At 35.8% G+C, this 24639-nt stretch carries 19 protein-coding genes; 7 read left to right on the top strand and 12 right to left on the bottom strand.

The genetic code is table 11. The annotated features are described in order from the left end of the window. Positions 1-7: 7 nt before the first annotated feature. The 4 genes from EG849_RS04295 to holA all read right to left on the bottom strand — a co-directional run bounded on the left by EG849_RS04295 (position 8) and on the right by holA (position 3854). Positions 8-427 (bottom strand): IS1/IS1595 family N-terminal zinc-binding domain-containing protein, encoded by a 420-nt coding sequence (locus EG849_RS04295; protein WP_125011854.1) that lies wholly within the window; start codon positions 425-427, stop codon positions 8-10. A 134-nt stretch (positions 428-561) separates the two neighbouring features. Beyond that, on the bottom strand, positions 562-1101 hold the full coding sequence (locus EG849_RS04300; RefSeq protein ID WP_125011855.1) for a pyridoxamine 5'-phosphate oxidase family protein: 540 nt from the start codon (positions 1099-1101) through the stop codon (positions 562-564). 193 nt (positions 1102-1294) lie between these two features. Continuing rightward, a complete protein-coding gene (locus EG849_RS04305) occupies positions 1295-2821 on the bottom strand; it encodes a SulP family inorganic anion transporter (protein ID WP_125011856.1) in 1527 nt (508 codons plus the stop codon). Positions 2822-2849: 28 nt separating this feature from the next. Further along, entirely contained in the window at positions 2850-3854 is a 1005-nt protein-coding gene (gene holA, locus EG849_RS04310; protein ID WP_125011857.1) for a DNA polymerase III subunit delta, read from the bottom strand. Between the two features lie 89 nt (positions 3855-3943). Here holA and EG849_RS04315 point away from each other — a divergent pair, with 89 nt between their 5' ends. The 3 genes from EG849_RS04315 (at position 3944) to EG849_RS04325 (ending at position 6354) form a co-directional block, all read left to right on the top strand. After that, positions 3944-4390 (top strand): type I restriction enzyme HsdR N-terminal domain-containing protein, encoded by a 447-nt coding sequence (locus tag EG849_RS04315; protein ID WP_125011858.1) that lies wholly within the window; start codon positions 3944-3946, stop codon positions 4388-4390. A gap of 53 nt (positions 4391-4443) precedes the next feature. Further along, the gene (locus EG849_RS04320) at positions 4444-5451 is read left to right on the top strand and encodes a glycosyltransferase family 2 protein (protein ID WP_125011859.1); all 1008 of its coding nucleotides are present in this window, start codon (positions 4444-4446) and stop codon (positions 5449-5451) included. Positions 5452-5514: 63 nt separating this feature from the next. After that, on the top strand, positions 5515-6354 hold the full coding sequence (locus EG849_RS04325; protein ID WP_125011860.1) for an OmpA/MotB family protein: 840 nt from the start codon (positions 5515-5517) through the stop codon (positions 6352-6354). A 209-nt stretch (positions 6355-6563) separates the two neighbouring features. On the opposite strand, the gene EG849_RS04330 is transcribed toward EG849_RS04325, so the two are convergent. Both EG849_RS04330 and EG849_RS04335 read right to left on the bottom strand, forming a co-directional pair. Further along, on the bottom strand, positions 6564-7184 hold the full coding sequence (locus tag EG849_RS04330; RefSeq protein ID WP_125011861.1) for an L-threonylcarbamoyladenylate synthase: 621 nt from the start codon (positions 7182-7184) through the stop codon (positions 6564-6566). 52 nt (positions 7185-7236) lie between these two features. After that, positions 7237-9573 carry an ATP-dependent helicase gene (locus tag EG849_RS04335; protein ID WP_125011862.1) on the bottom strand — a complete coding sequence of 779 codons (2337 nt, stop codon included), beginning with the start codon at positions 9571-9573 and terminating at the stop codon, positions 7237-7239. Between the two features lie 144 nt (positions 9574-9717). On the opposite strand from EG849_RS04335, the gene EG849_RS04340 reads away from it, so the two are divergent. Further along, positions 9718-10239 (top strand): DUF7935 family protein, encoded by a 522-nt coding sequence (locus EG849_RS04340; protein ID WP_125011863.1) that lies wholly within the window; start codon positions 9718-9720, stop codon positions 10237-10239. 56 nt (positions 10240-10295) lie between these two features. On the opposite strand, the gene EG849_RS04345 is transcribed toward EG849_RS04340, so the two are convergent. From EG849_RS04345 to EG849_RS04355, 3 genes are all read right to left on the bottom strand, one after another. Next, positions 10296-11192 (bottom strand): patatin-like phospholipase family protein, encoded by an 897-nt coding sequence (locus EG849_RS04345; protein ID WP_125011864.1) that lies wholly within the window; start codon positions 11190-11192, stop codon positions 10296-10298. Between the two features lie 37 nt (positions 11193-11229). Next, positions 11230-13212: a M1 family metallopeptidase gene (locus EG849_RS04350; protein WP_317125184.1), complete on the bottom strand. Its 1983-nt coding sequence runs from the start codon at positions 13210-13212 to the stop codon at positions 11230-11232. 96 nt (positions 13213-13308) lie between these two features. Continuing rightward, the gene (locus EG849_RS04355; RefSeq protein ID WP_125011866.1) at positions 13309-13854 is read right to left on the bottom strand and encodes a DUF1697 domain-containing protein; all 546 of its coding nucleotides are present in this window, start codon (positions 13852-13854) and stop codon (positions 13309-13311) included. Between the two features lie 146 nt (positions 13855-14000). Between EG849_RS04355 and recG the strand changes: the two genes are divergently transcribed. Next, positions 14001-16103 (top strand): ATP-dependent DNA helicase RecG, encoded by a 2103-nt coding sequence (gene recG, locus EG849_RS04360; RefSeq protein ID WP_125011867.1) that lies wholly within the window; start codon positions 14001-14003, stop codon positions 16101-16103. A 79-nt stretch (positions 16104-16182) separates the two neighbouring features. Next, a complete protein-coding gene (locus tag EG849_RS04365; RefSeq protein WP_125011868.1) occupies positions 16183-17049 on the top strand; it encodes a bestrophin family protein in 867 nt (288 codons plus the stop codon). Between the two features lie 70 nt (positions 17050-17119). Here EG849_RS04365 and EG849_RS04370 read toward each other — a convergent pair whose 3' ends face one another. After that, entirely contained in the window at positions 17120-19063 is a 1944-nt protein-coding gene (locus EG849_RS04370; protein ID WP_233581746.1) for a KUP/HAK/KT family potassium transporter, read from the bottom strand. 420 nt (positions 19064-19483) lie between these two features. Here EG849_RS04370 and pheT point away from each other — a divergent pair, with 420 nt between their 5' ends. After that, positions 19484-21907 carry a phenylalanine--tRNA ligase subunit beta gene (gene pheT / locus EG849_RS04375; protein WP_125011870.1) on the top strand — a complete coding sequence of 808 codons (2424 nt, stop codon included), beginning with the start codon at positions 19484-19486 and terminating at the stop codon, positions 21905-21907. An 80-nt stretch (positions 21908-21987) separates the two neighbouring features. Here the strand turns inward: pheT and EG849_RS04380 are convergent, their stop codons facing one another. Further along, the gene (locus EG849_RS04380; protein WP_125011871.1) at positions 21988-22554 is read right to left on the bottom strand and encodes a fasciclin domain-containing protein; all 567 of its coding nucleotides are present in this window, start codon (positions 22552-22554) and stop codon (positions 21988-21990) included. A 164-nt stretch (positions 22555-22718) separates the two neighbouring features. Further along, complete coding sequence (gene rpsA / locus EG849_RS04385) at positions 22719-24497, bottom strand: 30S ribosomal protein S1 (RefSeq protein WP_125011872.1); 1779 nt, start codon at positions 24495-24497, stop codon at positions 22719-22721. Between the last annotated feature and the right edge of the window lie 142 nt (positions 24498-24639).

A 24639-nucleotide genomic window follows, 5' to 3' on the forward strand; every position in this document is an offset into this window, starting at 1 on the left:
GATATAGTTAATCTTTAAAACGCTCCCATTTTATGAGCATAAACTTATCTCCAAGCTCTGTAATTATCATTCCTGCACCTGATAATTGTTCTTTGTTTTTTAAGTATTCAATAAGTTCTAAGTGATTGTAGATCTTGTAAGTGGGATGGTAATCAGCATGCGAAGGTTTTTTGATCTTAAACTCTTTAATCCAATTGCTGACGGTAACATGCGAAACCCCGATAATTCTCTCAATTTCTCGAAAACTAAGGCCTTCTAAATACAATTGCAGAGCTTTGGTTACATAGTAGTTATCTATCTTTTTTCCAATTTTGTTTACGGTAAAATAATAGTTGCATTTTTTACATAAATACCTTTGCCTGTCTTTGATTACACCGCTTTTTACTATTGAATTCCCTTGGCATTTTGGACAGGCTAAAATCTCCATATATATAAATTTTGCATAAATATACTAATTTAGCAATTATACATAAAATTAATAGTGCAAAAAAAGTATATTATTTTTTTGCACTATACAATTATTAATGAAATTTTTTATTGAATTAGTAACAAATTAAATTTTTATGACGGTTTTATATTTCCTTCAATCGAGTCATCGTAGGTTTCCCCTTTTATTGCACCAAAGATTCTTTTTAATGTTGCCACCGCCATTCCGTGTTTGGTATCCCAATAATATCCTTCTGACGGGGTTACTTTAATCACGGTAATTCTTGGGTCATTTTCTCCTTCTGTAAACCACGTTTTCATCATGGGATTCCACAATTCTTTGATTTTATTTTTGTCTTTAGAAATCGTCGCTTTGCCATATATCGACAAATAATCGCTATAAGAAGAACCTTGAAACAGCATTTGCACAGACGGATCGTTTTCTAATTCCTCATTTTTATGGCTATCGGAAGAACTTAAAAACCAGAAGTTTCCTTCATCATCAATTTTTTCTGGCGCCATTGGTCGGGTATCAAATGATTTTCCTGATTCTATTTTTGTACAGAAAAAACACGAACCGGCTTTTGCAGCCAATTCTTTAATTTTGTCAATTGCTTCCCTGCCTACTAAATTCTTGAAATTATCTTCGGGTTGATTTTTGTTGATACTGTCCATACTGTTTTATTTTTTGTTTCAACCAAAATTAGGTTCTTCCAATCAAAAAAATATTACATGATTTATACTATTTGTTTATTGATTCTAAGCGTTTTATAGAAATTATAAAAAATATTTAAAATACAAGAAGTGTGAAGCATTAAACTTATTTACTAAATAAAAAAGCTGTGAGAATCAAACTTACAGCCCTATTTTATTCAATTTTGTAATCGGGATCTTCCATAATATTGACTTCGATGATAGCCGAAGCATTTTTTAAAAGCACTATACAATCTGGGCTCAAATGCCGCAAATGAACCGTTTTTCCAAGCTTGCTATACTTATGAGTCAGATTATTCAAAATTTCAATAGCCGACATATCAGCCACACGGCTTTCTTTAAAGTCAATAATCACGGTCTGCGGATCTGAAGCTATTTCAAATTTTTCAGAAAAAGAAGTGACTGAACCAAAAAATAAGGGTCCGAAAATTTCATAATGTTTTGCTCCATTTTCGTCGATAAATTTCCTAGCCCTAATTCTTTTGGCATTGTCCCAAGCAAAAACTAACGCTGAAATAATCACGCCAATTAATACCGCTAAAGCCAAATTATGCAAGAAAATTGTAATCATCATTACAATCAGCATGACCAAAACGTCTGATTTTGGCATTCTTCTGAAAGTTTTTAAACTCGCCCATTCAAATGTGCCAATGGCCACCATAATCATCACGCCCGTCAAAGCTGCCAAAGGCAATTTTTCAATAACCGGAGCTCCAACCAGAATGATGATCAATATTGTTAACGAAGCAACTATTCCCGACAGCCGTGCCCGGCTTCCAGCAGAAAGATTCACTAAAGTCTGTGCGATCATTGGGCATCCACCCATCCCAAAGAAAAATCCGTTGGCAATATTTGCCGTTCCTTGGGCGATGCATTCGCGGTTGCTGTTTCCTTTTGATGCCGTAATTTCATCGACTAAATTTAAAGTCAATAAACCTTCAGTCAACCCAACTCCCGCCATAATCAGCGCGTACGGAAAAATTATCTGCAATGTTTCTAACGTAAAATTGATATCTGGAATATGAAATGGAGGAAATCCGCCGCTGATGGATGCAATATCAGAAACTTGTTTGGTTTCGATTCCGAAACCAATTACAACTAAAAATACAACCAAAATGGCGACCAAAGATGCCGGAATTGCTTTGGTAATTTTAGGAAACAAAAGCACTATGCTGATGGTCAGCGCCACCAAACCGCTCATTATTAATAAAGGCATTCCGGTCAACCACGAAACATCGCCGTTGACAACCGTTTTAAATTGCTCAAGCTGCGACATAAAGATGACAATGGCCAATCCGTTTACGAAACCAAACATCACAGGCTGCGGGACTAATCGGATAAATTTTCCGAGTTTAAATACGCCCATTAAAATTTGGAAAACGCCCGCCAAAGCAATAGCCCCGAAAACATATTCGATGCCATGGGATTTCATTAATGCGATGAGAACGATAACCGTTGCTCCGGCTCCACCAGAAATCAGTCCGGGCCTTCCGCCAAGAATGGATGCTACAAATCCCATGATGAAAGCACCGTATAATCCTACCAAAGGCGGAAAACCCGCTAATATGGCAAAGGATAAAGACTCTGGAATCATGGTCATGGCAACGGTCAATCCCGCAAGAATCTCGGTTTTATAGTTTACTTTTTGAGTAAAGTCAAATAAGGAGAATGTGTTTTTCATCTAAAATATAATAGCTCAAAATAATTATTTACGAAAAAATCTTCGCCAGCATTTCTTTCATCAAATCACCGCTTCCTAAACTGCTGGCACCAACACCTTTGCTTTTCACGTCAATGTCGCGTAACGTTGCCACAATAGCGCTCACTTTTTTCATCGGATAATTTTTTATGGCCACATCATATTCCTTGACAAAATAAGGGTTTATGCCTAAAGCCGAAGCTACATTTTTAGGATTTTTGTCTTTTAACCCGTGGTATTTTAAAAGCTGTATGAAGAATCCAAAAGTCTGCCCAACGGTTAAAACCAACGGATTGTCTTTTGGATTATCGGCAAAATATTTGGCAATTTGGTACGCCTTTTTCTGATTTTTTTCGCCAATGGCTTTTCGCAATTCAAAGACGTTAAAATCCTTGCTGAAACCGATGTTTTCCTCAATAACTTCTGGGGTAATTGTACCACCTTTTGGCAAAATAATAGCCAATTTGTCTAATTCATTGGCAATCTTGCTTAAATCAGTTCCCAAAAAGTCAACTAACATTGCCGAAGCTTTTGGTTCGATATTTAACTTTTTTCCAGCCAAAACACGTTTCAACCAGTCGCCTACTTGATTTTCATACAATTTCTTGCTCTCATAAACGAGTCCATTTTTTGCGAGAACTTTAGTTACTTTTTTTCTTTTGTCCAGCGTTTTATACTTATAAGCAAAAATCAAAACCGTTGTCAGCATTGGTTTTTCGGCATAACTTTCTAATTTATCAATCGTTCTAGAAAGTTCTTGCGCTTCACGAACAACCACAACTTGTCTTTCAGCCATCATCGGATAGCGTTTTGCAGTAGAAACCACGTCATCTATCGTCACATCTCTTCCATATAAAATAGTTTGGTTGAAGCCTTTTTCTTCTTCCGCTAAAAGATTTGCCTCCATAAATTCAGTCAATTTATCAATATAATAAGGCTCCTCGCCCATTAAAAAATAAATGGGCTTGATATTTCCGGCTTTGATGTCGTTGACAATTTTAACTACTTCGTCCAAAAGAATGTGTTTATGTATTTTTATTATAATTGAAAACTTAGTATCTCAGAAACTTTGCAACTCTGCAACTTTGAAACTATATTTGCGCAATGCAACAGCTTCATTTTCCTGCTTATAAATTTCGATTCAAAAATAGCGAAAATAAAGTCGCTATCTTCGATGAAATACGCAAAAAATTTATTGTTTTAACTCCTGAAGAATGGGTTCGCCAAAATGTAGTCCAATATCTCCTGCAAGAAAAAAAATATCCAAAATCTTATATTAATGTCGAAAAATTAATTAAACTTAATGGTTTAATTAAACGTTATGATGTTGTTGTATTTCAGCCAGATGGAAAATTATTTTTACTGATAGAATGCAAATCAACCGACATCAAAATCAGCCAAGATACTTTTGACCAAATTGCACGATACAATATGGCTTTGGAAGCAAAATATTTAATGGTAACCAACGGCTTAAATCATTATTTTTGCCAAATGGATTATATAGAAGAGAAATATAATTTTCTGCAAGATCTTCCGGAATTTACAATCTAAGAAGCCGTAAATTTCTCAAAAGCCTAACAAATCCAAAAATTCAAGAACAAAAAATGAAAAAAATAGCAGTCGTAATTTTAAACTGGAATGGCCGAAAATTATTAGAAGAATTTCTTCCTTCAATAATTCGATTTTCTGAACAAGCCACTGTTTATGTTGCAGATAATGCCTCGACTGATGACTCCATTTCTTTTATAAAAAATACTTTTTCCACTATTAAAATTATTCAGAATTCGGATAATTTCGGCTTTGCCAAAGGTTATAATGAAGCTTTGAAATTTGTAGAAGAAGAATTTTATGCTTTAGTCAATTCTGATATTGAGGTAACCGAAAATTGGCTTAATCCAATTCTGGAAATGTTTGAAAACCAACCAGAAACTTCAATTATTCAACCCAAAATATTGGATTACAAAAACAAAGAAATGTTTGAATATGCGGGTGCCGGTGGCGGTTTTATTGATAAATATGGTTTCCCTTTCTGTCGTGGCAGAATCTTTCAGCATTTAGAAAAAGATGAAAGCCAATATAATGACGAAACAGAAATCTTTTGGGCTTCTGGCGCCTGTTTCTTTATCAGAAAGGAAGTTTATCGAAAATTAAAGGGTTTTGACGAAGATTTTTTTGCCCATCAAGAAGAAATCGATTTGTGCTGGCGCGCTTTTAATTTGAATTATAAAGTAAAATACAACGGAAAATCTACGGTTTATCATGTTGGTGGCGCTACCTTAAATGAATCAAGTCCGCATAAGACATTTTTGAATTTCAGAAACTCACTTTGGATGATGCTGAAGAATGTTCCTAGGGAAAAATTGGTCTCTACTTTCTTTATTCGCCTGACTTTAGATGGTCAAGCGGGATTGCATTTCGCACTCCACGGGAAATTTTCACATTTATTTGCAGTTTTAAAAGCGCACTTCTATTTTTATTTTTTCCTTTTTAAATTTTTAAACAAAAGAGAATCAAATCAGTACGCAAATTATTACAAAACTAAGAGCATCGTCTACTACCATTTCATCAAAAAAGGCATCATTTTTGACTCAAGTTTTAACAATAGTTTATAGCATCGAACGTTATATTCTTTTTATTAATCCTTAAATTTGTTAAAATCACTAAATTTTAAAACTATGAGAAAAGCTGTTTTGATACTTTCGTTAGCAGTCTTCACGTTGACTTCGTGCGGATCTAAGAAAAAAATTGCAGAATTAGAATCAAAAAACAAAGAAATTCAGGACTTGCTAAACACAGCAACTGTTAAGCTGAATACGTGTTTAACCGAAAGAGAAGCGTTTGCTAATCAATTAGATTTCTTGAAAAAGAACAACTCTGATTTGATCAACAATATGGGGAATTTGACGACTTTATCTTCAAAAGGAGCTGAAAACCTTGAGAAATCATTGGAAAGCTTGAAAGAAAAAGACTTAAAGATCACAAGATTGCAAGATGCTTTGACGAAAAAAGATTCTGTGACTTTGGCAATCGTTACAAGCTTAAAAAGCTCAGTTGGAATTAGCGATCCAGATATCCAAATTAATGTGGAAAAAGGTGTTGTTTTCATTTCTATTGCTGACAAATTGCTTTTCAAAAGCGGTAGCTACGTAGTGAGCGACAAAGCAAAAGAAGTTTTGGCTAAAGTGGCTAAAGTTGTAAACAGCAAACCTGATTTCGAATGTATGGTGGAAGGCCACACGGATAATGTGCCTTACAAATCAAACGGAATTATCCTTGACAACTGGGATTTAAGTGTGAAGCGTTCAACTTCAATCATTAGAGTATTGCAAGAATTGAATGTGAACCCAAAACAATTGATTGCTGCGGGTAGAGCAGATTATATTCCTTTAGTGGAAAATAGTTCTGCAGAAAACAGAGCAACAAACAGAAGAACAAGAATTGTTGTACTTCCAAAAATCGATCAATTCTATGATATGATCGAGAAAGAAATGAAAAACTTATCAGCGAAGCAATAAGTTGATCTTAAATAGTTTAAATGAAAAAGCAGGCCCTAAAGCCTGCTTTTTATGTATCCTCAATTTTGTTTATTAATAACCAATTAAATATCTAAATTAAGAATAGCATATGGTATGTATTGTAAGCACTAGTAGGACTTCTTAATTGGTCTTGCTAAATTATGATTTAAATTTATAATAGCAAGTATTTTGCACGAAAAGTAAGAAAATTATAAGAAATCAATCGGACCTTTTCCTTCCCTGATCACAACTGGCTCTCCATCAGACAAATCGATAATTGTTGAAGCATGATTATCGCCATAACCGCCATCAATAACCACATCCACCAAGTTTTGCCATTTTTCAAAAATCAATTCAGGATCGGTTGTGTATTCAATCACATCATCATCATCATAAATAGAAGTCGAAACAATCGGGTTTCCAAGCAGTTTAACAATTTCTAAAGCGATTGCATTATCTGGCACACGGATTCCGACTGTGGTTTTCTTTTTAAATTCCTTCGGCAGATTATTATTTCCTGGTAAAATAAAGGTGTAAGGACCGGGCAGTGTTCTTTTTAAAAGCTTAAAGGTTGATGTATCGATCTGTTTTACATAGTCAGAAATATTGCTCAAATCGTGGCAGACAAATGAAAAGTTGGCCTTGTCTAATTTGATTCCCTTGATTTTTGCAATACGTTCTAAAGCTTTTGTATTTGTGATATCGCAACCTAAACCATACACGGTATCTGTTGGATAAATTACCAAACCGCCGTCTTTGAGAACTTTTACCACTCTGGCAATTTCTTTTTCGCTCGGATTTTGAGGGTATATTTTTATAAATTGAGCCATAATTTTTGTAGTTGTAAACCCATAAAGTTACAACATTTTAATTAAAAATTGATTAAGAAAGCACGTCTAATCGCGCAAAGCGAAGCAACAATTTCTTGATACCGCCCACGTCAAATTTGATTTCAGCTTTTTTATCCGCGCCAACGCCTTCAATATTTAAAACTTCACCTCTTCCAAAACGCTCGTGCATCACCATATTTCCGACATTCAATTTGCTGTCCGGAAGATTTGACGAACTAACAGAAGACGACCCGTTTGATGAAACTGGTTTCAATCTTCGTACGTTTGTGCTGGATTCTGGATCTTCGCCATATTTTTTGGGTGGCGTTCCGGTTTGCGGTTTGTTTAATCTCAATTTTGATTTATCCACATCGCCAAAAACGTCAATATCCATCATCGGCTTGTAGCGATAACTTCCTTCATTGGGCGTCAGATATTCTAAAAACTGGCCAGAAATTTCTTCAATAAAACGAGACGGTTCAGAATCGGTCAATTTTCCCCAACGATACCTCGATTGCGCATACGTCAAATAAGCTTGGTGTTCTGCTCTTGTCAAAGCAACATAAAACAAACGTCTTTCCTCTTCCAATTCACTTCGAGTACTCATGGACATCGCACTTGGGAACAAGTCTTCTTCCATTCCCACCACAAAAACATATGGAAATTCTAGTCCTTTTGCCAAGTGGATCGTCATCAGGGCCACACGGTCATCATCGCCCGTATCTTTGTCTAGATCAGTTGCCAAGGCCACATCTTCCATAAATTCAGAAAGCGCCCCTCTAGCTCCGTCAATTTCTCTTTGGCCTTCGATAAAATCTTTAATACCGTTTAATAATTCTTCGATGTTTTCTAATTTGGCAATACCTTCTGGCGTTCCATCTTTACGCATTTCCTGAATCAGACCCGTTTTTTTAGTAACGTGTTCTGCCAAATAAAAGGCATCTTGATTTTGGTCGATGACTTGAAAACTTCGAATCATCGTAACAAAATCAGAGATTCTGCCACGCGTTCCGGCGTTTAATTTCAAATCGATCTTATCAATATTTTGCATTACTTCAAAAATCGAACGCTTGTAGTGGTTGGCTGCGATCGTCAATTTTTCAAGTGTAGTATCGCCAATTCCTCGTGCCGGATAATTGATCACGCGAATCAAGGCTTCTTCGTCTTTCGGATTGATCACCAAACGCAAATAAGACAGAACGTCCTTAATTTCTTTTCGTTGGTAAAATGACAAACCGCCATAAATTCTGTATGGAATATCGCGTTTTCGCAAGGCATCTTCCATGGCACGTGATTGGGCATTGGTGCGATAAAGAATAGCGAAGTTTCCGTTTGCCATCTGGTTTTGCATCTTTTTTTCAAAGATTTCTCCAGCTACAAATCGCCCTTCTTCGCCATCAGTCAAACTTCGATGTATCTTAATTTTCGGACCGTCATCATTCGCTGTCCAAACAATCTTGTCTAATTTGGTTTTATTTTTATCTATAATTGAATTCGCCGCTTCAACAATATTTTTTGTCGAACGGTAATTTTGTTCCAATCTATAGGTTTGGACCCCAGCATAATCTTTCTGAAAATTCAAGATATTGTTGATATTTGCTCCACGGAAGGCATAAATACTTTGGGCATCATCCCCAACCACGCAGATATTTTGGAATTTATCAGATAAAGCCCTGACAATAAGATATTGCGAGTGATTGGTATCTTGGTACTCATCAACCAAAATATACCGGAAACGATTTTGGTATTTGGCCAAGACATCAGGAAAAACATTCAACAACTCATTCGTTTTCAATAACAAATCATCAAAATCCATTGCGCCTGCTTTGAAACATCTTTCTACATACGCTTGGTAAATTTCTCCCATGCGCGGTTTTTTAGACATCGCATCCTGCTCCTGCAATTCAGGATTATTGAAATACGCTTTAACCGTAATCAAGCTGTTTTTATACGAAGAAATTCTTCCTAAGATTTGCTTTGGCTTGTAAATATCCCTATCCAGTTGCATTTCCTTAATAATAGAACCAATCAAACGCAAGGAATCTTGGGAATCATAAATAGAAAAGTTGGACGGATAGCCTAATTTATCAGCTTCAGAACGCAAAATTCGGGCAAAAACTGAGTGAAAGGTTCCCATCCAAAGATTTTTAGCTTCGTTGGAACCCACAATGTCAGAGATACGCTTTTTCATTTCACGAGCCGCTTTGTTCGTAAAAGTCAATGACAGGATGTTGAACGCATCAACGCCCTGGTGCATCAAGTAAGCAATCCTGATCGTTAAAACCCTTGTTTTTCCTGAACCTGCTCCAGCGATGATGATCATCGGACCGTCTTTTTGAAGAACGGGCTGTTGCTGTGCTTCATTCAGCTGGCTAATATATTGTTGCATTTCTTTTTCTTTTTTCAAATGCAAAAATAAGGATAAATAAGCGGATATTCGAAATAGAAAATTGTGTAATTTTTTTGAACAGAATTATATCGTAGGAAAGATTCTAATGTTTATTTTTGTGTTTTTAAAAACCAAAAACAAACTATGGATACTACAAAAATAATTGAGCTTTTGAGCTATACTTTACCTGCAATCATAACGGGTGGCGTGGCGTATTATTTTTTCAACTTACACATTAAAAACGAAGAAGGAAGGCGACGTTATTTAATTCATAAAGAAGCTCAAAAAAGTGCGCTGCCGTTGCGCTTGCAGGCGTATGAGCGAATGGCTTTGTTTTTGGAAAGAATAAACCCGTCGAATCTGTTGATCCGCATTTCGCCGAATTCAAGTGATAAAGTGGAGTACCAAAACTTGGTTATTGCACATATCGAGCAAGAATATGAGCACAATATGACGCAACAGATTTATATTTCTGATGAATGTTGGACGATTATTACCACGGCGAAAAATGCCACAATCCAGATGATCAGGAAAGCCACCTTGAGCGCTGAAGTTGAAAATGCGAACAAACTTCGTGAGGCTGTTTTGAATGAATTATTGCAGAAACAATCTCCGAGCAACAATGCTTTGGCGTATGTCAAAAATGAAGTAGGAGAACTTTGGTAGAAAAAACATAAAATAAAAAAGCCCTGAAGATCCAGGGCTTTTTTTATGGAATAGAATCAAATCTGGCTCATGCTTTCGCTTTTATTCTTTGCATAATCAAAGCCTTGCTTCCACCAATCGAGCATGTTTTTTTTATTGAAAACGAGTGGATTGTCGGTTAATTTTGTGGGTGTGTAATAAAAATTCAATTTGACATTGTTACTTGCGGCCGCCAATCTTCCGATGATGATATCTTTTTTTTCTACTTGGTCAATAATGGTTCCGAATAAGTCGATTGTGAGTGAAAACGGATTTTTTCCAATGACTTTTTCAGCCGTATTGTGTTCTGTTTCTAAAACAATCACATCAATTTCGGTTGCGCCACGGTGAATCGCTTCTTGAATCGGAATTACATTTGAAATTCCGCCATCGGCATATTCGCAATTATTTTTGGTGACCAAACTCATAAACGGAATATAATTACAGGAAATCCAGATCCAGTCGCAGAAATCATCATAACCGCATTCTAAAATTGATTTATATTCTACGCAGTTTTTGGTAATATTGGTAACGGTGACAATAATATCTTTTGATGATTTTTTCAGTTCTAAAAATTCTTCTTCCGAGAAATTATTTCGAATGTAGTTTTTCAAATTTTTGCTTTCGCCAAAAGTGCGCCTGCCTTTCATAAACTGTACCGCGACATTAAAGTGATTGATCGTAATAACTTCTTGATTCTTTTTATGTTTGATAATAAACGGATTGACGCTAAAGATTTTCTCCATATCTACATTAGTGTACAGCTTAAAAATTTTGTCTTCTCGATTTAAAGCCAAATGCGGAATAAGCAGGCTTCCGGTTGAAGAACCCAAATACAAATCATAATTTATATTTTTTTCTTGAATCAAATATTGCGCAACTCCGCCCGCAAATGCTCCTTTACTTCCGCCTCCAGAAATTACCAATGCTCGCATATTTTGATTTTTATTTATAAATTATTTTTTTTTAAATCTACTTTTCTGACAGTAACCCGGACAAAATCACTCTTTCGTTTTCTGGAATTTCAGGAAGCAATTCTGAAAAATACAATCTGAACGTGTCTTTTTTAATCAACTCACGGATTTTCTCTCTGGCAAATTTTGAAAACTGCCATTTGTGATGCGTCAAAGGGTTGACCAATGCTTTTAGAACGTTGGTATCGCCTGGATTTACATATAATAAATTCGTAATCGCATTTTGACGCACTACGTTTTCATAATCGATGGAAGTATATTGCAGTAACTCATCATAAAATTTCACATTATTTTCTGGCTCAAAATCTTTGGTTGCCAGCGCCATTGTCAGCCAAAGAATGCGAAGGTTTTTATCGTTCATTCCCACCCAATTTCGCGATTTGTCAAGATACTTATTTCTATTTTTCGGAAATTGCGACCACAAAACATTCAAGGCAATTTCATTGGTTACATAAGATTTATCGTCTAAAAAAGTTTCAAATTCAGGCAGAAACTCTTCTGGAAATTTGTTTAAAGTCTTTGCAACAGCCTGTCTCACCTTTACATCTTTAGAATTCATGGCCAATAAAATTAAAGGCTTTTTTACTTCAAAATCAACAGTTTGCAACTGGAGCAAAACTTCTTCTTTTACCGGATAATAATCATCAGCATTTAAAATTTCTTCAAACTTCTGCTTTTTCTCTTCAAAAGGAATTTCAGCCAATGCCAAAACTTCTAAATAATGTTTGATGAATTTATTTTTTTGTAAAATTCCTAGCGCTTCTTTGACTTCAAAGCCTGATTTTTCAAGCCATATTTCTTGGAATTTTTTGGTATCGTATTTTGAAACCTTTCTGATTTCGGCTAAAAAATCCTCTGTATTTACATTCTTGTAACTGTACTTTTCAAGGTATTTTTTTACGGCTTTATTGAAATTTTTAGCACCTACATTTTCTCTCAAAATATGCAAAGCCCAAGCTCCTTTTTGGTAAAAAGTCAACGAACTTGCCTTTTCATTCAGTAACGGAATCGTGTCTCTTTTGGAGGCTTGTTGCAATCTTTCTGCAATTTCATACATTTCCCAATTGAAATGATCTTCGCCAAACAATTCTTTTTCAGCCAATAAAGCATAATAAGTTGCAAAACCTTCCTGAAGCCAATGATGTTTGCCCGATTCTGCCGTAATCAAATCGCCAAACCACTGGTGCGCGAGTTCGTGCGCGTTCACATTAATATACGTACGGTCGTTAAAACCAATTTCATCTACCACATAATCTTCTGCAAAAATGGTGGAAGTCGTGTTTTCCATTCCTCCATATAAAAAATCTTTTACCGGCACTTGACGGTAAATTCCCCAAGGATACTTCACTCCTATTTCTTTTTCGAGGAAATCAAAAATCTGCTTATTGTATTTATAAGTATATTCGAATTTTGACGCTTCTTCTTTAGAAAGATACATTTCTAAAGGCATTCCCGAAGCCGTTGTTTCGGTTTGTTTTTCAAATTTTCCGATGGCAAGCATCACCAAATACGAACTCATTGGCTTTTCCATTTGGTAATTCCACTGCTTTTCTACTTGATTTAAATTTGACGCGTTCTTTAAAATTCCGTTAGATAAAACCGTAAAATCTTGAAGATAAGAAATGCTCAAGCCAAAAATTAGCTTTTCATTCACGTCATCAAAACTTGGCAACCAATGACTGGTGTATTTTCCTTGGCCTTGCGTCCAGATTTGCAAACCGTGACCCTCGCCAATGAAATATAAAGTCTGTTTTGGACTTGCTTCGTATTCAAAACTCAGCGTGTTTTTTCCTTTTTTATAGCCTTGAAACAATTTTAATTCTGTTGCAGAATTTTTAAAATCTACAGAAACATCGTTGATTTTTAGGTTTTTAAAATTCATCTTTTTAGCATCAATTCGAATGGTATCAATACTTGACAAAACATCAAACGTATAATTTACGGTTCCCCAAATTTTCTTGTCGCCAGCGTGCAAAGACAAATCTGCGTTTAACGTTTTAAAGTCTACTTTTTTAACTTGTTGGGAAAAAGCAAAAAATGGACAAAGTATAAAAAGGAATTTGAATTGGTTCATGGTCTATTTTTCTTCGTAGATTTTCAATAATTGCGTCACCGTATTCCAGTTTCTGATTGTGGCAACTACGTTTAATTTTTTCTCGATGTATTTTTGGTCAAATCGCGTCTTTCCAGCTCCGACGGCATATTTTATATAAATTTTATTACCGTCAATACTGGCTTCATCGGGCTTAAATTGACTAATTTTCAAGTCGTTTATAGCGTCACTTTTTAAAGTTGTGGAAACAAAAGCGACATACAATTTCTTTTCATCAACATCTTTTTCCTTCAAAAACGGATTGTTTTTAAAGCATGCTTCCAAATCGTTTTTGCTGATCACCACAATTGGAACTTCGTGTCCGAAAGCTTTAAAAATCTCGTGTTTGATCTTAAATCCGACAGCCGAAGCATTTTCTTCGTCAGTATCCACAAAGACATTTCCGGATTGAATATACGTTTGCACATTTTGAAAGCCAATGGCTTCTAAAGTAGCTTTCAAAGCTTCCATTTTCATCATATTATGGCCAGAAACGTTGATGCCACGAAGCAGTGCGAGGTGAGTTGTCATTTTTTAAATTTATTTTGAATTTCAAATATATCATTTTCCAAATCAAAATTTGCTTTTAAAGTGCTAAAATCTTCCCTATTTTCAAGGTTTGTGTTTTCAAAATTCCCAATAAAAATCTATCTTCGCTTGACAATTTAAAACAAAGAATGTCTAACCTTCTTGAAACTCCTATCGAATATTTAAAAGGCGTTGGCCCAGCTCGTGGCGAATTGCTTCGAAAGGAAATGGGCATTCACAAATATGCCGATTTAGTCAACTTATTTCCAAATAGATACATTGACAGAACGCGGTATTACAAAATAAATGAACTTCGAAATACCAATGCCGAAGTTCAGATTGTGGGCCGTGTTATCCATATTAAAACGGTTGAACAGAAGAAAGGAAAACGTCTTGTCGCTACTTTTTCTGATGAAACCGGCGAAATGGAATTGGTTTGGTTTCAAGGCCAAAAATGGATCCGCGAAAACCTAAAATTGAATACCGTTTATGTGATTTTTGGCAAATGTACTGCTTTCAACGGCCAATTTAATATGGCGCATCCTGAAATGGAATTATTAGCGGAACATCAGCAAAACCTGCGTTCAGCTATGCAACCCGTTTATCCTTCGACCGAAAAATTGACACAACGTGGCCTTACCAATCGCGTTGTAAATAAAATGATGCAACAGCTTTTTGTGGAAACGCATGCGCTGTTTGTTGAAACTTTGCCGGTAGCTATTTTAGACGAATTAAAACTGATTCCGAAAAATGTGGCGCTGTTCAATATTCACTTTCCAAAGAGTCCTGATTTATTGGCAAAAGCACAATTTCGTTTAAAATTTGAGGAATTGTTTTTTATCCAATTGCAATTAATTACCAAAAATCTTATCCGAAAAAATAAAATAAAAGGACATCCTTTTGAAAAAGTCGGTGATTATTTCACTTCTTTTTACAACAACCATCTTCCTTTTGATTTGACAAATGCACAAAAAAGAGTGCTGAAAGAAATCAGAAACGATATGGGAAATCCGGCACAAATGAATCGTCTTTTACAAGGTGATGTGGGTTCTGGAAAAACAATTGTGGCATTGATGAGTATGCTTTTGGCGTTAGATAATGGATTTCAAGCGTGTTTAATGGCGCCAACTGAAATCCTTGCCAATCAACATTTTATTGGTTTATCAGAATTAGCTAAACCGTTGAATATAAACATACAACTACTGACTGGTTCCACTAAAACTGCAAGTAGAAAAATCATTCACGAAGAGCTTGAAAACGGAAGCTTGAACATTATTATCGGAACGCACGCTTTGTTAGAAGACAAAGTAAAATTTCATAATTTAGGTTTGGCGATTATTGACGAACAGCATCGTTTTGGTGTGGAGCAACGTTCCAAACTTTGGAAGAAAAATGAAATTCCGCCCCACGTTTTGGTGATGACAGCCACTCCGATTCCCCGAACTTTGGCGATGAGTTTGTATGGAGATTTAGATATTTCGGTGATTGATGAATTGCCACCGGGCAGAAAGCCGATTCAAACCGTGCATCGCTATGACGCAAACCGTTTGAAAGTTTGGAAATTTATCAGAGATGAAATTGGAAAAGGACGCCAAATTTATATCGTTTATCCGTTGATTGATGTTTCTGAAAAAATGGATTATAAAGATTTAATGGACGGTTATGAAAGTATTTCAAGAGATTTTCCATTGCCAAAATACAGCGTCAGCATCGTGCACGGAAAGATGAAACCAGCTGAAAAAGACTCAGAAATGCAACGCTTTTCACAAGGAAAAACCAATATTATGGTTGCTACTACTGTTATTGAAGTTGGAGTGAATGTGCCCAATGCCAGCGTGATGATTATTGAAAGCGCCGAACGTTTTGGGTTGTCGCAATTGCATCAGCTGAGAGGTCGCGTCGGTCGTGGCGCCGAACAAAGCTATTGCATCTTGATGACCGGACATAAATTGAGCAATGACAGTAAAATTAGGATGGAAACAATGACCAGAACCAATGATGGTTTTGAAATTGCCGAAGTCGATCTAAAGCTTCGTGGTCCTGGCGATTTGATGGGCACGCAACAAAGCGGTATTTTAAATTTGAAAATTGCAGATATCGTGAAGGACAAAGATATTTTGCAATTAGCCCGGCATCACGCTGTAAAACTGCTGAAAGAAGATCCTTCGATGGTAAAACCAGAGCATTTGACGCTTCGAAATGTTTTTATCCAAATATCTAAAAAACAAAATATTTGGAATTATATTAGTTAGATGGTTTTGCATTCCCCGAAATCTTTGAACTCAATTTAGGCCCTAAAACGAGAAACCTTAAACCCAAAAACCACAAAAAATGATTTCATACAATCCGAAAGAATGGTTTTCTTTTATTTTTAATTTTCACAGGGGAGATACTTTCCGTAAATTATTAGGCGCGATGATTGGCATCGGGCTTTATTCTGGTGGCGTTGCCTATCTTGAACTGGAGTATTGGAAGCTTTCTAGCGGAAGCCATGTCAAAAATATTACGATCATGCACAGCATGCTTGGTTTTGTAATCTCATTATTATTAGTTTTCAGAACAAATACGGCGTATGATCGTTGGTGGGAAGGTCGAAAAATTTGGGGTAGCTTGGTCAATAACAGTCGAAATTTAGCCTTAAAAATGGCGGTTATGCTTGATGATAAAGACGACAAAGACTTTTTTAAAAAGATGATTCCGGCTTATGCTTCGGTATTAAACCTGCATTTAAAAAGAGAAGCGATCAGCCACGAGCTTTTTGATACCAATGAAATTTCAAAAGACCACTACAAGCACAAACCCAATCAGATTGCTAAAACCATGATGCAAAAAATAAACAAATTGTATTTAGAAAAGAAAATCAGTGGCGACCAATTAATAGTCTTAAACTCAGAAATACAATCTTTTACAGAAATTTGCGGTGCTTGCGAGCGAATTAAAAACACACCTATTCCTTATTCATACAGCGCATTCATTAAGAAATTCATCTTTATGTATGTGTTGACTTTACCTTTTGGATACGTATTCCAATTGGGTTATTATGTTATTCCGGTAGTTGTTTTTATCTTCTATGTATTGGCCAGTTTAGAGTTGATCGCCGAGGAAATTGAAGATCCTTTCGGAAACGATCCCAATGATTTGCCTACGCAGAAAATAGCCGAAAACATCAAAAAAAATGTAGAAGAATTGATTTACTAATTCTTTAATTTATAAAAAACAAAAAAGTCGGGACTTTAACAGTTCCGACTTTTTTTATGTCTTTAAATTTTTAATCTACACGTGTCAAATTAATCTCTTTTGGCGCTGTAATCAGCAATGGAAAGGATTCTATGGTAACTGAACTTGAATCTAAACCAAAAGCTTTTTCCTCAGAAAGTCCCATTTTTTTCAAGATATTATAAGAATCCAAAACCCATTTTTCATAGAAAGGCAAATCATTATCATACGAAATAAACTTCTCAATCAGAATAAATCTAAAGTCGCCAATGATATTATTTTTGTTCAAGGAAGCATAACGGCTCGTAATATCTACCTCTTTGTTTTTAACCATATCTTCCACTACTTTTTTGAACATCAAGCTGATTCTTGGGGCAACCCTAAAGCCTAACCTAAAGTCAATTCGAATCACATCATCGTGAATAAATTCATTCACGCGGTATTCCATCGTGTACGGCTCATCCACAACGTGAACGTGTACAAACCAGTAAATATCGGCACGTTTGGGCTGTTTGTTCAAAATTGAGTACATAATTTTTGATTCAATTTCAGTCCTGTGATCCGCACTTGTTAAGTAAACCAAGTTGGTAGCATATTTTGGAACGCTTTCATCGTGGCTCAAATCTTCTAAAACCGGGAGGTAATCTGATAATTTTACGAAAACCAAATAACGGTTTCTGATCTTTCTGGCAAAATACCAAGTAAACATCGTGGTCATTAAAAGCATTGCAATCAGCAACGTGATGTAACCTCCATCCCAGAATTTATGCAAGTTGGCAACTAAAAATGCAATTTCAATAACTGCAAAAGTGGCGATAAAAACGGTGATAAAAATCTTGTTATAACGTTTTAAAATCAAGTAAAAATTCAATAGCGAAGTGGTCATCAACATGGTCATTACAATGGCCAAACCATATGCTGCTTCCATTTCAGAAGATTCTCTAAAATATAAAACGACCATCACGCAACCACCCCAAAGCATCCAGTTTAATGATGGAATGTATAGTTGTCCTTTTAATTCTGTAGGATATTTAATTTTTACTTTTGGCCAAAAATTCAAACGGATGGCCTCATTTATTAAGGTAAATGAACCCGAAATCATGGCCTGACTCGCTACAACTGCTGCTAAAGTCGCTAATCCAATTCCGAAAGGTAAAAACCACTCTGGCATAATGGCATAAAACGGATTGATTACGCCAATCGATTCTAAAGTCTGTCCTTCGTGAGAAATCAACCAAGCGCCTTGCCCAAAATAATTTAGCAGAAGCATTGACTTTACAAAAATCCAGCTTACACGGATGTTTGATTTTCCACAATGCCCAAGGTCTGAATACAACGCCTCCGCTCCTGTGGTACAAAGAAATACGGCTCCCAGAATCAAAAATCCTTCCTTGTGATTCATTAAAAGTTCATAAGCATGGTACGGATTCAACGCTGCAAAAACACTTAAATTGGTTTGCAGTTGAATAAATCCTAAAATACCTAACATCGAAAACCACAAAAACATCACGGGTCCAAAAAATTTTCCTATTAATTTAGTTCCAAATTGCTGCAAGCCAAAAAGAACCGTGATAATAGCAATAACAATTGGAATTGTATGGATATTAGGGTTCATTACCCTCAGTCCTTCAATTGCAGAAGAAACCGTTACCGGAGGCGTAATAATTCCGTCGGCCAAAAGCGTGCTTCCTCCAATAATAGCTGGAAAAAGCAACCATTTTACCTTGGTTTTCCTAATCAATGTATAAAGTGAAAAAATACCACCTTCCCCGTTATTATCGGCACGAAGCGTGATAATAACATATTTGACCGTGGTTTGTAATGTCAACGTCCAAAAAATGGCTGAAATTGCTCCAATAATGTTAGTAGAATCAATTGCATCATCTCCAACAATGGCTTTTAAAACGTACAAAGGCGACGTTCCAATATCTCCAAAAATAATTCCTAAAGTAACTAAAAGGCCGGCGCCAGAGAGTTTGTGAATATGTTTTCCCACAGAAATTTTATTTAAAAAGAAAACAAAATTACGAATTATAAGCCACCGAAATTAAAATCAACCAACTATTATTGAAAACCGTTATTAACTTAATTTTAAGAAACCAAGTAACTAACATTTTCCAAATCATTCCCTTTTGTCTCACGCCGTAAGTTTATGTTGAATGCCAACACAATAAGGTCATTATTTGGATTTAAGATTAGGTAAAATGCAACTATTTCTCTAAATTTTTAGCTTCCTATTTATGGATATAATTTTTATAAAAATAAAAGGTATAAAAAGATAATTTCTACAATTAAAGTAAGAAAATACAATTAAAAAATAAATGACATTGCTTTAAAGAATCATTGGTAAAAATTCTTTAAAAAAATCAAAAAATCTTATCTTTGCAACCTTACAAAAAATAACACCAAAACAGCAATGAGAATTTCATATAACTGGCTTAAACAATTTATCAAAACCGATTGGACATCAGAGCAAACTGCAACATTATTAACCGATTTAGGTCTTGAAGTGGAAGGCGTTGAAAAATACCAATCTGTTAAAGGTGGATTAGAAGGAATTGTTGTTGGCCACGTTTTGACTTGCGTGCAGCATCCCAATGCCGACCGCTTAAAAGTAACTACGGTTGATTTAGGAACAGGAACTCCTGTGCAGATTGTTTGCGGCGCAGCCAATGTTGCTGCAGGACAAAAAGTACCTGTTGCCACCATAGGAACTACTTTATATGATAAAGACGGAAATTCTTTCCAAATTAAAAAAGGAAAAATCAGAGACCAAGAAAGCCACGGAATGATTTGCGCCGAAGACGAATTAGGTCTTGGAACGGGTCATGACGGAATAATGGTTCTTGATGAAAAATACGCACCTGGAACTCCAGCTTCAAAAGTATTCAATATTGAAAACGACGAAGTTTTTGAAATTGGCCTGACGCCAAATCGTGCCGATGCAATGAGCCACTGGGGCGTTGCTCGTGATTTAAGAGCAGGAATGCTGCAGACCAATGCGCATGCTGAATTGATGACGCCTTCTGTGAGCAGTTTTAGAGTAGACAAAAGAACTTTAAAAATGGACATCAAGGTGGAAGATTCAAAAATGGCTCCAAGATATTGCGGCGTGACGATTTCTGATATTGCCGTGAAAGAATCTCCAGAATGGTTGCAAAATAGATTGAAATCAATTGGCATCGCGCCAAAAAACAATATTGTTGACGTTACAAATTATGTAATGCACGAATTAGGACAGCCGCTTCATGCTTTTGATGCTGCTAAAGTAAAAGGAAATAAAGTGATTGTAAAAACGGTTGAAGCCGGAACCAAATTTACAACGCTTGACGATGTTGAAAGAACGCTTCACGAAGAAGATTTGATGATTTGTGATGAAAGCGGACCTATGTGCATTGCAGGAGTTTTTGGAGGAAAAAATTCTGGAATTTCAGAAAATACCACTACCCTCTTTTTAGAAAGCGCTTATTTTAATCCGGTTTGTATTAGAAAATCCGCAAAAAGACACGGCTTAAACACCGATGCTTCTTTCCGTTTTGAAAGAGGAATTGATCCAACCATCACAGAATATGCTTTAAAGCGTGCCGCTTTATTGATACAGGAAGTGGCTGGCGGCGAAATCACATCCGATATCGTTGATATTTACCCAAAGAAAGCAGAAGATTTTCCAGTGTTCTTAAACTTTGCGAAAGCCACAAAAATTATCGGCCAGGAATTATCCAAAGAAACCATCAAAAAGATTCTGGTTTCGCTAGACATCAAAGTAAATAGCGTTTCTGATGCGGGCTTGGGACTGATAATTCCTTCATATCGTGTTGATGTCCAGAGAGAAATTGACGTCATTGAAGAGATTTTAAGAGTTTATGGATACAACAATATCAACTTTAGCAAAAAATTCAATGCTACCGTTGCCAATTCTCCAAGAACCGAAGACTATAAAATTCAGAATGTTATTGCCAACCAATTAAACTCACAGGGCTTTAATGAAATGATGGCCAATTCTTTAACAACTCCAGATTATGTTAAGTTATCTGAAATGTTGAAAGAAGAATTTAATGTAATGATCATGAATCCGCTGAGTAGTGATTTATCCGCAATGAGGCAATCTTTGCTGTTTTCTGGATTGGAAGCCGTTTCTTATAATATAAACAGAAGAAATTCTGACTTAAAATTATTCGAATTTGGAAAGTCTTACCACAAATTACCTTCAGGAACTGACGAAAGAAAGCACTTGACATTGTTCACAACCGGAAATCGTTTGGCAGAAAGCTGGGGAACTCCTCAAAAGCCGTCTGATTTTTTCTTGTTCAAAGGTTATGTAAATGCAATATTATCAAGACTTGGAATTGAAAAAACAAACAACAGGCCTGTGGAATCTGATGTTTTTGCCGAAGGAATTGCAATTGCCGTTGGAAATGAAATTGTTGTAGAATTGGGAACCGTAAAAAAATCGGTATTGAAACATTTCGGAATCAAACAAGAAGTTTTGTTTGCTGACTTCAACTGGAATGCCGTTTTGAAATTAATTTCGAATAAAATTAAATTTGCCGAAATTCCAAAATACCCAGAAGTTCGAAGAGATTTGGCTTTATTGCTTGATAATTCGGTAGCTTTTGATGCGGTGTACAACGTGGCGCGCCAGACAGAAAAAGCATTATTGAAAGACATCAATTTATTTGACGTTTATGAAGGCCAGAATCTTCCGGAAGGAAAAAAATCATACGCGATAAGTTTTGTAATTCAAGACAGTTCAAAAACATTGACAGATGTCCAAATTGATAAAATAATGAGCAAGCTTCAAAATAATTTTGAAACCCAGCTGGGAGCTTCTTTAAGATAATCAAAGTTTCTATAAATAGAAAATCCCGAAATTGCTTTCGGGATTTTTTTATTACTAACTCAAAGTAAATTGCAGTAAGCTTATTTTTTTGGAGTGACAACTGCGTCAATTACGTGAATTACACCGTTTGATTGGTTTACATCCGCAATTGTAACTTTCGCTTTACCTCCATTTTCATCAGATATATAAAGATCTTTTCCTTTCATCCAAGCTGTCAATTTTCCGCCTTGAACAGTGGTTAGCATTGCCTTTCCGTTTCCTGCTTTGATCGCTTTTGCTATATCCGATGCGTTCATTTTTCCCGAAACTACGTGATACGTCAAAACGGATTGAAGCATGGCTTTGTTTTCTGGTTTCAATAATGTTTCCACAGTTCCTTTCGGCAATTTGTCGAACGCTGCATTTGTTGGAGCAAAAACCGTGAAAGGTCCTTTTCCCTGCAACGTTTCTACTAAACCCGCGGCTTTTACGGCTGCAACAAGAGTGGTGTGGTCTTTCGAATTCACTGCGTTCTCAACAATGTTTTTTGAAGGATACATTGCAGCTCCTCCAACCATAACTGTTTTTTCCTTTTGGGCAAATGCTGATGTTCCAAACATCATTGTACATGCAACTACTGCGATAGATAAAATTTTGGTGGTTTTCATAATAAATGTATTTTTTTAAAAGTTTATAAAGGCATTTACGCCAGAACAATTGTTTTGGTTTTTGCATTTCATTTCTTTAACATCAATTTATTATTTGGCAATAGCCTTAAAATAAAAAACCCCGCATTACTGCAGGGTTTTTTGTATTTAAAAAAGATTGGAAATTAGTTTCCTCCTTTTTCCATTTTAGCTTTCAATTCAGCAAGAATATCATTGTTATCTCCTAAAGTAGATGCAGAAGCATTGTTACTGTTTGAAGATGAATTGTTATTCTCAGTTGCAGTTTTCACATTTTTCTCTTCTTCTTCACGGAAGATTGCAGTGTGAGACGCTACTACTCTTTTGAATTCTTTGTTAAACTCGATAACTTTGAAGTCAGCTGATTCGCCTTTTTTCAATTTCTTTCCGTCTTCTTTTTCAAGGTGACGAGTTGGAATGAAAGCAACGATATCATCACCAAATTCTACAGTAGCACCTTTGTCAACAATTTCAGAGATTTCTCCGTTGTGGATAGTTCCAACAGCGAATGAATCTTCATATTTGTCCCAAGGATTAGCAGTAGTTTGTTTGTGACCTAAAGATAATTTACGTCCATCAACATCTAATTCTAATACGACAACGTCTAGTTTTTCACCAACGTTAACGAATTCAGATGGGTGTTTGATTTTCTTAGTCCAAGAAAGGTCAGAAATGTAGATTAATCCATCAATTCCTTCTTCTAATTCTACGAAAACACCAAAGTTTGTAAAGTTTCTAACGATACCAGAATGTTTAGAACCTACTGGGTATTTAGAAGTGATATCAGTCCATGGATCTTGAGATAATTGTTTGATACCTAATGACATCTTACGATCTTCTCTGTCCAAAGTTAAGATAACAGCATCTACTTCGTCACCAACTTTTACGAAATCTTGAGCACTTCTTAAGTGAGTAGACCAAGACATTTCAGAAACGTGGATTAAACCTTCAACACCTTCAGCAACCTCGATGAAAGCACCGTAATCAGCGATTACAACTACTTTACCTTTTACTTTATCACCAACTTTTAAGTCAGCATTTAAAGCATCCCATGGGTGAGCGTTTAATTGTTTTAAACCAAGTTGGATTCTTGTTTTCTCATCATCGAAATCAAGGATTACAACATTTAATTTTTGGTCTAATTCAAGAACTTCACTTGGGTGGTTGATTCTTGACCAAGAAAGGTCAGTAATGTGAATCAATCCATCAACACCACCAAGATCAATAAACACACCATAAGAAGTAATGTTTTTAACAACACCTTCTAATACTTGTCCTTTTTCTAATTGACCGATGATTTCTTTTTTCTGTACTTCAATATCAGCTTCGATAAGCGCTTTATGAGAAACAACAACGTTTTTAAATTCGTGGTTGATTTTCACAACTTTGAATTCCATCATTTTGTTTACATACTGATCGTAATCTCTGATTGGTTTCACGTCAATTTGAGATCCTGGCAAGAAAGCTTCAATACCAAAAACGTCAACGATCATACCACCTTTTGTTCTACATTTTACGAAACCATTAACGATTTCTCCTGTTTCGTTAGCAGAAATAACTCTGTCCCAAGCTTTGATAGTACGTGCTTTTCTGTGAGAAAGAACCAATTGACCTGTTTTGTCCTCACGAACATCAATTAATACTTCTACTTTGTCACCTACTTTTAAGTTTGGATTGTAACGGAATTCATTTAAAGAAATAACACCTTCAGATTTAGCGTTGATATCAACGATTGCATCTCTGTCAGTAATTCTAACTACAACTCCTTCAACTACTTCTTCTTGATCTGTATTGATGAACGTTTTTGCAACTAATTCTTCAAATTCTTGCAAGTTTTTTTCGTCAACAGCATCAATTCCTTCTTGGAAGTTGTGCCAGTTAAAGCTCTCTAAAAATTCCGCTTGTGTTTTTGTTTGTTCAGACATCTGTTCTGATAAAAATTTGTATTCTGTATCTCTTTGCGTTTCTCGATGCGATAAGAAAAACAGAAGTTGTTTTTACTTAAATATTTGATTCCTAATGAAAACGCTTCTCGCCAAAAGGAATGCAAAATTAATGTTTATTTTT

The organism is Flavobacterium macacae (assembly GCF_003865365.1).
Taxonomy (GTDB): Bacteria; Bacteroidota; Bacteroidia; order Flavobacteriales; family Flavobacteriaceae; genus Flavobacterium; species Flavobacterium macacae.